Here is a 10,077-nt window from a genome sequence, read left to right as displayed (position 1 = left end):
GTGGTCGAGGGCGTCATTGAACTCTGTCGTCCCGCACATGATCAGCAGCCTCCTGTCCCTCATGGAGCCACCGTAACTGCCCATGATCTGGATGCCATAGCCTTAGCTTGCCTGCAGGTGTCCAGCTTTCGGGCGCCTCGTTCTTGCTGAAAGCTCGAACGCTAACCAGCGGGAATAAGGTCGATTCGGAGTTCTTCTGGTGAGAGGTCGCTGACAGCGACATCGGACGCGACCGTGACGATGAGCTCGTTCCAACCTTCGTGAGCGGGATGAACTACTTCACCATCGGCGTCCCCGGCTGAAATTCTGCCACTGGCTATCATTAGCCTTCCTCGGAACACCTCGCGCCTATCCATCGAGGGAGGCTCCGGCCGGGTCAGAAGGCGAACGAGCACTTGAGCCTCGGCCCAGTCGAATTCGCCCTCGAACGAGTCAATGTCCTGTGCATGACGGATCAGCGCGACAATGCCATGTTCGTTCGACGAAACAGCCTTCTTGGGATCCACGTCCGGAATCTGGCCTCCAGACTCGGCATCGGCGATGATGACGATTCCCCAATGAAACGGCCGTCGGATGCAAGTGGTCGCGAGTGGCTGCATAGCCAGAAGGCTACCCCCGTCTCGCGATATTCGGTTCAAGGTATGCCGCGCCGCGATTGGTGTCCAAGCGGCAGTTCCGTGGTGACGTGCCCGGTAAGGATCCCCTTCCAGGACGACATCCGCCAGCCAGCCTACGTGCGCTCTACCGAGGAGCAGGGTTCACGAGCTCGTAGTGTTCGACCAGAGGACACGGCTCGTAGAACCTGTGCAGCAGCTCCCGCCACTGCTGATACTGCGGGCCATTGGACTACGCAGTCCCGCCCCGGAGCGGTCCGTTATCGTCTGGGCTGCTGATCGGGTCCGCGTGCCGGAGCAGGACACGCCACGTACCGTCTTCCTTTCGGAAGACCGTCGTGACCCGAAGGGTGAACGGACTTGCTTCCGCCCGCCCCGAAACCATGGCCTTCCAGTGTTCGACTTCGTGGATGATGGCTGTGTCAGCCGACTCCAGGCGGTACAGGCTTTCGAATGACCTGCACTCCCCGCCACGGAAGTGCGCTACTGCGAAATCCGTTCGCTCTTCGACATCAGCCCAGCCCTGGACAGCAGGGCCGAACGGATTTGCGAGGACGATGTCGTTACCGTGGGAGTACAAACGTTTGAGGTGCTCGGCGTCGCCTCTGGCGAAGGTGTCCAATGCGTCGTGGTATTGGGCGAGGACGGTGTCGAAGTCCACGGCATGCCTCCTGCAGGGATCCTGGGGAACGCCTCAAGTCTAAGCCTGTGGAGCATGGATGAGGCGGCGGGAACTTAGCGGGGGCGAGGACCAACTCGCGGAAGATTCTGCTAAGTCATTTGTCGGTTGGCGTCCGGTAACGATCGTTCGCAAGACATTCCAGGGCATGTTCAGCGCGTCACCGAACTCGCCAACGCGTCCGGGGCGCCCCGGACCGTGGTCAGCCAGCACCTGGCCAAACTCGGGCTCGGCGGCCTCGTGGACACCCGCAAGGACGGCCGGCACGTCATCTATTCTCTCCACGACGGGCATCTGGTCCGGCTCATCCGCGAAACCATCAACCACGCCGACCACCGGATTACCGGGGAACCAGCCCACGACTGACGTCTGTCCCCATGCCGGTAAAACTCGCAGCCGCCATCGAAAGCACTGACCACTGAGCTGGACCCGCCAAATAGCGCTGACAAAACAACGCCAGATACCGCTGCGATTCACACTCGTGGACGGTGAGAAAGCGTTGGCGGCGGACCGGTGTTCCCGGACCGCCGCCAACGCTGTCAATCAATCAGTTCAAATATTGTCTGGATCAGTTGCTGGAAACGGATTCCCGTGCCTGCTGCCAGGCGGCCCATCCGGCGTAGCTGCCGTCGAGTTCGACGACGTCGTACCCGGCGCGGCGCAGCGCGCTGGCCGCGACGGAGTTGCGGACGCCGCTCTGGCAGTAGGACACGATGGTGCCGTCGGCGGGGAGCTGGTCCAGGTTCCACATCACGCGGCCGCCGCTGAGCTGGTGGGAGCCGGGGATGTGTCCGGCGGCGTGCTCGGTGCGGTTGCGGACGTCCAGGACCATCGCGGCGTCGAAGCCGTCCAGTTCTTCAGGCTGGATCAGCTGCGGGGTGCTGGCGGGCAGTCCGTCGAGGGTGGTGACGTAGCCGGCGACGTTGTCGATGCCGACCCGGACGAGGTGGTCCCACATCTGTTGCGCGGCGGCCTGGGTGGGGGCCAGGAGCACGAGGGGGTTGGTGTCGGTTTCGGGGTTGACCACCCAGGCGCCGAAGCTGGCCGTGGACTTCCCGGCCGGGATGTTCAGGGACCGGGCGACGGTGCCTTCGTGGACCTCGGCGTTGGAGCGGGTGTCCACAAACGTGACGGTGTCGCCGGCGAGGTCGGCCACGACGTCGGCGGTGGCGAGTTCGGTCAGGGGAGTACGTTCGCCCATGACGGCCGGGCCCTCACGGTTTTCGCGCTTCATCCGGCCGAAGTAGGCGTGGGCGTCGGGCTGGCCGTCGAGGAGTTCGGCGACGAAGCCGTCCTCGTCGTTGGCGGCCAGGTAGGGGCCCCACCAGGAGTAGAGCCGTTCGTAGCCGACCGTGGAGGAGGGAATGGCGCCCAAGGCCTTGCCGCACGCGCTGCCGGCGCCGTGGCCGGGGTGGACCTGGACGTGGTCCGGCAGGGTCAGGAACTTATCGCGCAGGCTCGCGAAGAGCTGGCGGGCGCCGGCGAAGCGGGTGTCGACGCCGCCGGCGGCCTCGTCCAGCAGGTCCGGTCGTCCGAGGTCGCCGGAGAAGACGAAGTCACCGGAGAGCAGGTAGCCGGGGGTGTCGGCGAACGCGCCGTCGGTGATCAGGAAGGACAGGTGCTCCGGGGTGTGGCCCGGGGTGTGCAGGGCCTTGACGGTGATGTTGCCGAGGGTGATCGAGTCGTTGTCGTTCAGCCGCTCGGCCTCGAACCCGTACTGCCAGTCGGCGCCGCCCTCGCCGGAAACGTACGCGGTGGCGCCGGTTGCGGCGGCCAGTTCACGGGTGCCGGAGAGGAAGTCTGCGTGGATGTGGGTTTCGGTGACGGCCACGATCTTCATCCCGTTGGCCGCTGCGAGGTTGCGGTAGACGTCGATATCGCGGCGGGGGTCAACGACGACCGCTTCACCCTTGGCCTGGCAGCCGATGAAGTAGCTGGCCTGGGCGAGGTCTTCGTCGTAAATGCGCTCGATAAGCATGATGCTCTCTTTCGTGGGGCGGTGGGGGAGTTTCCGGGAGGGGATCCTCCAGCGGTCTACTCACAACAATAATACCCCCGGGGGTATCTTGCAAACCCGTCCGCAACGGACTGGCTGCTGACTTCCCGCCGCTAGCCGTTATACCCTCCGGGGTATAGAATTGGCAAAGTACCCACCCATCTTTGGAGCCCGCCATGGAACTTGATTCGACAGAACTCACCCCGATCATCAACCGGCTCAAGCGGGCCCAGGGACAGCTCGCCGGCGTTACGCGCATGCTCGAGGAGGGGAAGGACTGCAAGGACATCGTCACCCAGCTCGCCGCTGTCTCGAAGGCTTTGGACCGGGCCGGGTTCGCGATCATCGCCAGCGGGCTCGAGCAGTGCCTCGTCCGCGGGGATTCGAGCATGGACACCAAGGACCTGGAGAAACTCTTCCTCTCTCTCGCCTGAGACCACCGACTATCCATGCAGGAGCAGCCATGAGCTATACGCATACCGTTACGGTCCCGCTGAACTGGGAGGAATCGGTGCAGCGCACACGCGATGCCCTCGCCGGGCAGGGATTCGGCATTCTCTCGGAAATCAACGTCCGCGCCACCTTCGAGGCCAAGCTCGGCGCCGCTGCCGCCGAGGACCTCGGTGACTATATGATCCTGGGCGCCTGCAACCCGGCCCTGGCCAGCCGGGCCCTCTCCGCGGAACCGGACATGGGCGCCCTGCTGCCCTGCAACGTCGTCGTCCGCCGGGGCAGGGATGCCGCCAAGACAACCATCCAGGCGATCGACCCGCAGACCATGGTCAAGCTCAGCGACAGCCAGGCCGTCCGGGACGTCGCCAACGACGCCGACACACGGCTCCGTGCCGCCCTTGACACGCTTCGCGGCGCCGGCGCAGTTTAATGCTGAAATCCTGGCAGTGTGAAATTCAGTCGCCCTGAGTTTCTACCAGCTCAGAGGCGGGATGCTAGCGTGGCGTTGATGGGAGGCGCGCCGCGCAGGCAACGCCGGCGGCGATCTGGGCCGCACTCAGTGCCCGCGTGATGCCGGGATGGTCCGCGAACCAGCGCATGTACGCGCGCCAAGGCTTGGGGCCCAGATCCCACCGGGTTGAGTGCTGGACCGGAAACAAGACGCCGAGGACACCGTCGCCGATGGCAAACATGGCCACGGATTCCGCAACGACTACACGCATGAGAAACCCCCAGGAGTGGGGCAGCAGGTGACCCAACGGGCACCCGGGGCGGCGTCAGGCATAAATGCCACGCCATTGATCCTCGCCGGTTGGGTTCTTGGCGCCAAGGGCTTAAGGTCCCGGTCGCGCAGGATTCCCACCGGATGCAGACGGCACACTGACGTTCGTGGGGTTAGTACCGGCGCGCGGGACTCCCGCTCCCGGGAACTTCGCGCGGCTTCAGGACGCTCCTGGGTGGTCCGGAAGCCGAAGCGTCAATTGCCTGGCGTGGAAGTCGAAATGCAATGTGGGGTAGGCATAGACGGCGTTGAGCGTCATCCGCGGCTTGAAGAACGGGTCCCACCTGTCGGGGAACGCCATGGAGCGCATGAGTGATCTGGGACTCTCGTGTTCGAGTCGGCGGCTCAGGGCAGCGATAGTTCTGTCCAGCTTTCTGCCCATCCTTTCCCTGTTGTAGAACAGCGCGGCGGCGCGGGATCCCCAGTAGTTCACGGCGTCGAACGGGCGCGTTCCGGCGTTCAGGACGGCGGCGAATGCCTTGCCCACCGGCGGTGGGAGGCGGCTGACAACGTGCACCAGCGGAAGCAGAACGCGGACGACCATGTAGCCGAAGACCATGTGGAAGAGCAGTTCTTCATTGGTCCACCTCGTGCCGTCGCTCGCGCGGCGAAGATCCGCAGCCGTTGCGCCCGCCAGCCAGGCGCGGAGCTCGCGGCGGGCACGGCCATACCCGGCCAGGATCTCTTCCTTCGATGGCTCCATGCCGGGCCCTTCGCGGTCTCAGGTCCACTACCGGCCGCAGCCTTGTGGCCGGGCTGCCTTCATTATGCCCGGGCGCCAAGAGGGCCAGGGCGTGGGAATCGCTGGGATGGCGCCGTTGTCAGGTTATGGGCCGGAGTCGATGCCACGGAGTGCGTTGCGCAAGGACTCGACGGAGGGGAGTCCCGCCGCGCTGTGCCCGGTGCGGTACAGGCGGCAGCTCAGGACCGGTGCGGATTCCGCTGGAAACAGGTCGCGTCCTTCCGCGATGAAGGACGGGGAGCCGCGGACCTGGAGTTCCTTCGGCTCGCGCTCGGAGGCTACCTCATGGACGGTCAGGGATTCCGCGTCCCTCCCGTCTGCGGCCAGAACCTCACGGAACAGCTTCAATGCCGGGCCGCTGTTCGGGCAGCCCGGGAAGGTGCGCAGTTCGAAGTCCATGGCTCAGGCGTCCCTACGGTCGAGACCTAGCTGGCGGGGTCGTATTGGAATGCGCGCACCTCCTGCGCGCAACGGCAGGCGGCCGCGATCTTCGCGGCCCACTCCAAGGCCGCATCGTACGAGGGCAGCTCCAGCACTGAGTAGCCGCCTTCGAGCTGCGTCGTCTGCGGGTAGGTGCCCTCGCGCACGGTCCCATCGCCGTCGACCATGACCGGCGGGATGCTCTCATCGATGCCGCCGCCGAACACCCAGACCCCGGCGTCCTTCGCCTCCTGAACGACCGCGTGCGCCGCATCCGACACGGCCTGCAGGTCTTCGTCAGGGAAGACCATGGCGGCACTCGGAAACGAGATCAGATACTTGGTCATCGCGTCTACTCCTTCTTCGCGGCACGGGGGATCGCATTCATCCTCACCGATGCCATCATGCCGCGCAAGATCTCGGCGGGCCCGCGGATGCCGGTGCCCGCTCACGGAAGCGACTTGATGCCCGGATCGCCCTCAGTCGTGATGACGTGGTCCGAACCGCGCATGCGCACCGCGACGAGGATCCCGGAAAGTGCGGTGAGGGCGCCGACGACGGCAACTGCTGCCGGGATGCCGAAGGCGTCCGCGAGGATGCCGGCCAGGAGGGCGCCGACGGCGAAACCGCCGTCGCGCCAGAGCCGGTAGATGCCCACCGAGCGTGCCCGCCATTCCGGGTGCGCGACGTCGCCGATGGCCGCCAGCAGGGTGGGGTAGACCATGGCGGTTCCCAGGCCCAGGAGGATGGCAGCGGCAAGCCAGATCCCGAAACCGGTTCCGAAGGCGACCATGCCTAGCGCTACGGCCTGGACAAGCATGCCCCCGACGATCAGCCATTTCCGCCCGTATCGGTCCGACATCGCTCCGGTGACGAGTTGGGCGGCTCCCCAGACGGCGGGATATACGGCAGCGAGGATACCGATCTTTTCGATGCTCAGCCCCGCTGCGGCGAAAAGGAGCGGGAACAGGCCCCAGGCGAGGCCGTCGTTGAGGTTGTTGACCATGCCCGCCTGGCTGACCGAGGACAGGGACTTGTCCCGGAAACTGGTGAGGGTAAAGATCTCCCGGTTGCTCAGTTCCCCGTGGGCGCCGGCGTGGGCCGCCATGTGGCTGGCGGCCTCAAGCCTGGCGTGGCCGCGGGTTTCTTTCACTGCAAACACGGACAGGCCCAGGCCCAGCGCGATGTAGGCGGCGCCGAGCAGGAACGGTCCGGGCCGCAGCCCGTAGCTCGCGGCGATGTAGCCGGTAGCCAGCGCGGTGCCGGCGACGCCGAGGTAGCCGGCGGCCTCGTTCAGGCCCATGGCCAGGCCGCGGCGGGACGGGCCGACGAGGTCCATTTTCATGACGACGGTGGTGGACCAGGTCAGGCCCTGGCTGATGCCGAGGATCACGTTGGCAGCGACGATCCACCCCCAGGACGGTCCGAGGATCAGCAGCAGCGGCACGGGCACGGCGATCAGCCAGCCGGCGATCAGGACGGGCTTTCGGCCGTAGCGGTCCGAGAGGGTTCCTGCGAAGTAGTTGGTGCCGGCCTTGGCGAGTCCGAAGGCCAGGATGTAGGTCAGGGCGGAGGTGTAGAGGTCCAGGTGGAAGACCTGGTCCGCCAGCAGCGGCAGGACTGTGCGTTCCTGGCCGAGGGTGCCGCCGACGAGCGCGTTGACGGCGACCAGGAGCATGAACTGGGCCAGGTTCTGGCGCAGGCCCAGAGTGAGCGCGGGCCCGGCGGCGGTGCCGGTCTTTCGACCGGTGTCGGGGTTGCTCATTTGGCAGCTGCCAGGTCGGGCAGGCAGGTCGGATTTGCCGGTGCCCCGTCCAAGAAGGGAAACAACGTCAAGGCGCTCACGACTCGCAGTCCTTCCACGCCGGCTGAAACCGGCGGTACGGTGGTATTCCAGATAAACATGGAATAGTATTTATTCCAGTATTACATGGATTTCTGGAGGAGATTGTGGGCGACAGGTTCAAGAAGGCGGAGCTCTTTGCGGAGTTCGCCCGCGTGGGCAAGGCCCTCGGCAACGGCAAGCGGTTGGAGTTGCTGGACCTGCTCACGCAGGGGGAGCGCAGCGTGGAAACCCTGGCCGCCGCCGCTGGACTGGGGCTCAGCACGGCCTCCGCTCACTTGCAGGCCTTGCGCCAGGCCGGACTGGTAACCACCCGGCGGGACGGCAACCGAATCCACTACGACATCGCCGGTCCCGACGTCCTTCAGCTCTACAACCTGCTCCGTTGCGTCGGGCAGGAGCACGTGGCGGACGTCGAGCCCAAGCGCGTCGCCTACCTGGGGCTGGAAGGTACAAGGTCTGATGAAGAGGAAGTCACCCGCGACGAGCTCCTATCCCGCGCCCGGGCGGGCACCGTGACGGTCCTGGATGTTCGCCCTGTCGAGGAGTATCACGCCGCGCACATCCCCGGAGCCGTGTCCATCCCGCTCGACCAGCTCCACGACAGGCTCGCTGAACTGCCCGAGGACAGGGAGATCGTCGCCTACTGCCGCGGCGTGTACTGCGTCTTGGCGTACGAAGCGGTGGACCTGCTGCGCTCTGCCGGCCGGAGCGCCCAGCGACTCAATGAAGGAATGCTTGAGTGGCGCCTCGGCGGCCTGCCCGTGGAAGCCGCCGCTTAGACAACTCAACGCCCTGTCGCCCCGATGGTGGCCGAAACGTCGTTCACAGGGGCCAGGAACGGGGAAACACGGCACAAGATGGAGGTCTTCGCATGATGTATGGATGGAACGGCGGCTGGGGAGTCGGGGCGTGGGTGCTGATGGCCCTGATGATGCTGATCTTCTGGGGCGGGGTGGTTACTGTCGTGATCTTAATGCTTCGCCGCGGACAGGCTTCGGAAGCTCCCGGCGCCTCCGGCGCGCCGCACGACGAGGCCGAACGAATCCTCAACGAGAGATTTGCCCGCGGGGAAATCGACGAAACTGAACTCGCCGCGCGCCGCGCGGCTCTCAGGCGGAAGCAATGACGCTCCCTTCCCGGCGCAGCCAGCTGCTGATCGGAATCCTCGCCACGCTGGCACTTACGGCGCTTTCCATCGCCGCCGTCGCGGTCCTGGCCCTGCCGCGTCCAGGCCTCGGCTTCGCCAATGACGCCGGCTGCCCGGTGCCCGGTCTGGCCGGAACCGTCGTCACCGTCGCCGCGACCGACATGGGCGGCCCAATGATGGGTGGACCCGGAAGGAGGGGAGGCATGCGGCTGACCGCCGACCGAGCGACCGTCCCGCACGGCTACGTGACTTTCCTGGTCACCAACGCAGGACGCTACACGCACGAGATGGTGATCCTGCCGCTGCCCGGCACGCAGCTTGCCGGAACCCGTCCCGTCGGAGGTGACGGGAGGATCGACGAGGCAGGCAGTCTGGGCGAGGCCTCATCCACTTGTGCCGAAGGCGCCGGGCAGGGCATTCTGCCCCACAGTTCCGGCTGGGTCACTGTGGACCTGCCGCCGGGGCGCTATGAACTGGTCTGCAACTTCGCCGGCCACTACGCCGCCGGCATGTACACCCAGCTCACTGTCAGCTAACTTACCTCAGGCAACGACGAGACTCAGACTACGCGTACCTTTCCCGCAGCCCATTTCCAGTCGGCGGGTTCGTCCATCGTCGGTGGCCGTGCCGCGTCCATCAGGAGGGCTTCAGTATTCGCGCGCGGTCCTGAGCAGCGGGCCGAACCCCCGCACGGTTCCGCGGGCGTTAGGCCGCCTGGTCAAGTGTTCGGCAACCAGAGTGGAAACGAATGGCGTGAACTATTTCCGCAGCACGGCGTCCGGGGTCTGCGGTGTGGTGATTGGGTCTGCGTGGCGATGCACGAGGGCCCAAGCGTCGCCTTCGGGGCGATAGAGGCTCGTCACCCGCAGATCAAACACCGAAATTTGGTCTCCGCCTCCAACCTTCGCCTGCCAGTGTTCTAGGTCCAGGAAGCAGGCGAGATTGGAAGTGACGTGTTTGGTGAGCGTTTCAATGGCCGTGACGCGTCCCTCTTGGAAACGTGCCGCTGCTGAATCAAGGGCCTCTGATACTCGTTCCCAGCCCACCACCGGAGGGCCCCAAGGATTAGCGAGGGAAACGTCCATGCTGTGGGAGAAAATGTCCTTGGCGGGTTCCGGATCGCCCTTGGCAAACGCATTCACTGCTTGATGAAAGTGGGCGATGACCTCGTCAAGCTGCATTGTGTCCACCTCGCTCATAGTGGTCTCTGGACTATGCGCAGTTTAGCGGCTCCGTGCCTACCCGTCACCGGCTGCACGTCAAGCGAGGGAGGGCCTGATCGTTCAGGTGGATTGGTACAGGGCGTCTTCCGGGATGGGGTCGTCGAGGGGTGCCGGCCAGCCGGGGTCGTCGGTGTTTGCGGCGGGGAATGGGTGCCCGGCCGTGAAGTGGTGCCAGT

The 10,077-nt window shown here is 65.5% G+C and carries 14 protein-coding genes and 1 pseudogene; 6 read left to right on the top strand and 9 right to left on the bottom strand.

The window, feature by feature from the left end; genetic code table 11:
- Positions 1 to 161: 161 nt before the first annotated feature.
- Together BLR03_RS23490 and BLR03_RS23480 are read right to left on the bottom strand one after the other, a co-directional pair.
- The gene (locus tag BLR03_RS23490; RefSeq protein ID WP_091256935.1) at positions 162 to 599 is read right to left on the bottom strand and encodes a hypothetical protein; all 438 of its coding nucleotides are present in this window, start codon (positions 597 to 599) and stop codon (positions 162 to 164) included.
- 247 nt (positions 600 to 846) lie between these two features.
- Positions 847 to 1,275, bottom strand: a complete 429-nt coding sequence (locus BLR03_RS23480; protein WP_091256933.1) for a YybH family protein — start codon at positions 1,273 to 1,275, stop codon at positions 847 to 849.
- 177 nt (positions 1,276 to 1,452) lie between these two features.
- Between BLR03_RS23480 and BLR03_RS23475 the strand changes: the two are divergent.
- Positions 1,453 to 1,659 (top strand): annotated as a pseudogene (locus tag BLR03_RS23475) (ArsR/SmtB family transcription factor); the annotation flags it as partial.
- Positions 1,660 to 1,861: 202 nt separating this feature from the next.
- Here BLR03_RS23475 and BLR03_RS23470 read toward each other — a convergent pair.
- Complete coding sequence (locus tag BLR03_RS23470) at positions 1,862 to 3,271, bottom strand: MBL fold metallo-hydrolase (protein WP_091256932.1); 1,410 nt, start codon at positions 3,269 to 3,271, stop codon at positions 1,862 to 1,864.
- 194 nt (positions 3,272 to 3,465) lie between these two features.
- Between BLR03_RS23470 and BLR03_RS23465 the strand changes: the two genes are divergently transcribed.
- Positions 3,466 to 3,723 (top strand): metal-sensitive transcriptional regulator, encoded by a 258-nt coding sequence (locus BLR03_RS23465; RefSeq protein ID WP_018772544.1) that lies wholly within the window; start codon positions 3,466 to 3,468, stop codon positions 3,721 to 3,723.
- 29 nt (positions 3,724 to 3,752) lie between these two features.
- On the top strand, positions 3,753 to 4,172 hold the full coding sequence (locus tag BLR03_RS23460; RefSeq protein ID WP_091256930.1) for a DUF302 domain-containing protein: 420 nt from the start codon (positions 3,753 to 3,755) through the stop codon (positions 4,170 to 4,172).
- 64 nt (positions 4,173 to 4,236) lie between these two features.
- On the opposite strand, the gene BLR03_RS23455 is transcribed toward BLR03_RS23460, so the two are convergent.
- From BLR03_RS23455 to BLR03_RS23435, 5 genes are all read right to left on the bottom strand, one after another.
- Positions 4,237 to 4,464, bottom strand: a complete 228-nt coding sequence (locus BLR03_RS23455; RefSeq protein ID WP_116768753.1) for a hypothetical protein — start codon at positions 4,462 to 4,464, stop codon at positions 4,237 to 4,239.
- Between the two features lie 219 nt (positions 4,465 to 4,683).
- A complete protein-coding gene (locus BLR03_RS23450) occupies positions 4,684 to 5,226 on the bottom strand; it encodes a DinB family protein (RefSeq protein WP_091256926.1) in 543 nt (180 codons plus the stop codon).
- A gap of 123 nt (positions 5,227 to 5,349) precedes the next feature.
- The gene (locus BLR03_RS23445; RefSeq protein ID WP_091256923.1) at positions 5,350 to 5,664 is read right to left on the bottom strand and encodes a hypothetical protein; all 315 of its coding nucleotides are present in this window, start codon (positions 5,662 to 5,664) and stop codon (positions 5,350 to 5,352) included.
- A 26-nt stretch (positions 5,665 to 5,690) separates the two neighbouring features.
- The gene (locus BLR03_RS23440; RefSeq protein WP_091256921.1) at positions 5,691 to 6,032 is read right to left on the bottom strand and encodes a YciI family protein; all 342 of its coding nucleotides are present in this window, start codon (positions 6,030 to 6,032) and stop codon (positions 5,691 to 5,693) included.
- A gap of 101 nt (positions 6,033 to 6,133) precedes the next feature.
- The gene (locus BLR03_RS23435) at positions 6,134 to 7,450 is read right to left on the bottom strand and encodes an MFS transporter (RefSeq protein ID WP_091256920.1); all 1,317 of its coding nucleotides are present in this window, start codon (positions 7,448 to 7,450) and stop codon (positions 6,134 to 6,136) included.
- Positions 7,451 to 7,635: 185 nt separating this feature from the next.
- Between BLR03_RS23435 and BLR03_RS23430 the strand changes: the two genes are divergently transcribed.
- From BLR03_RS23430 to BLR03_RS23420, 3 genes are all read left to right on the top strand, one after another.
- Positions 7,636 to 8,310, top strand: coding sequence for an ArsR/SmtB family transcription factor (locus BLR03_RS23430; protein ID WP_091256918.1), 675 nt, complete (start codon positions 7,636 to 7,638; stop codon positions 8,308 to 8,310).
- Positions 8,311 to 8,402: 92 nt separating this feature from the next.
- Complete coding sequence (locus BLR03_RS23425; protein WP_091256916.1) at positions 8,403 to 8,657, top strand: SHOCT domain-containing protein; 255 nt, start codon at positions 8,403 to 8,405, stop codon at positions 8,655 to 8,657.
- Entirely contained in the window at positions 8,654 to 9,214 is a 561-nt protein-coding gene (locus BLR03_RS23420) for a sulfocyanin-like copper-binding protein (RefSeq protein ID WP_091256914.1), read from the top strand. Before BLR03_RS23425 ends, BLR03_RS23420 begins: the two co-directional genes overlap by 4 nt.
- A gap of 222 nt (positions 9,215 to 9,436) precedes the next feature.
- Here BLR03_RS23420 and BLR03_RS23415 read toward each other — a convergent pair whose 3' ends face one another.
- Complete coding sequence (locus tag BLR03_RS23415) at positions 9,437 to 9,859, bottom strand: YybH family protein (RefSeq protein ID WP_175460685.1); 423 nt, start codon at positions 9,857 to 9,859, stop codon at positions 9,437 to 9,439.
- Positions 9,860 to 10,077: the final 218 nt, after the last annotated feature.

It is taken from the genome of Arthrobacter sp. ok909, from assembly GCF_900104405.1.
Classification (GTDB): Bacteria; Actinomycetota; Actinomycetes; order Actinomycetales; family Micrococcaceae; genus Arthrobacter; species Arthrobacter humicola.
This window is presented reverse-complemented; position numbering and strand designations above follow the sequence as displayed.

Bases quoted from the DNA above. Each gene is read 5' to 3' on its own strand.
- BLR03_RS23490 (WP_091256935.1), bottom strand. From the start codon at position 599: ATGCAGCCACTCGCGACCACTTGCATCCGACGGCCGTTTCATTGGGGA.
- BLR03_RS23470 (WP_091256932.1), bottom strand. From the start codon at position 3,271: ATGCTTATCGAGCGCATTTACGACGAAGACCTCGCCCAGGCCAGCTAC.
- BLR03_RS23465 (WP_018772544.1), top strand. From the start codon at position 3,466: ATGGAACTTGATTCGACAGAACTCACCCCGATCATCAACCGGCTCAAG.
- BLR03_RS23460 (WP_091256930.1), top strand. From the start codon at position 3,753: ATGAGCTATACGCATACCGTTACGGTCCCGCTGAACTGGGAGGAATCG.
- BLR03_RS23455 (WP_116768753.1), bottom strand. From the start codon at position 4,464: ATGCGTGTAGTCGTTGCGGAATCCGTGGCCATGTTTGCCATCGGCGAC.
- BLR03_RS23450 (WP_091256926.1), bottom strand. From the start codon at position 5,226: ATGGAGCCATCGAAGGAAGAGATCCTGGCCGGGTATGGCCGTGCCCGC.
- BLR03_RS23445 (WP_091256923.1), bottom strand. From the start codon at position 5,664: ATGGACTTCGAACTGCGCACCTTCCCGGGCTGCCCGAACAGCGGCCCG.
- BLR03_RS23440 (WP_091256921.1), bottom strand. From the start codon at position 6,032: ATGACCAAGTATCTGATCTCGTTTCCGAGTGCCGCCATGGTCTTCCCT.
- BLR03_RS23435 (WP_091256920.1), bottom strand. From the start codon at position 7,450: ATGAGCAACCCCGACACCGGTCGAAAGACCGGCACCGCCGCCGGGCCC.
- BLR03_RS23425 (WP_091256916.1), top strand. From the start codon at position 8,403: ATGATGTATGGATGGAACGGCGGCTGGGGAGTCGGGGCGTGGGTGCTG.
- BLR03_RS23420 (WP_091256914.1), top strand. From the start codon at position 8,654: ATGACGCTCCCTTCCCGGCGCAGCCAGCTGCTGATCGGAATCCTCGCC.
- BLR03_RS23415 (WP_175460685.1), bottom strand. From the start codon at position 9,859: ATGCAGCTTGACGAGGTCATCGCCCACTTTCATCAAGCAGTGAATGCG.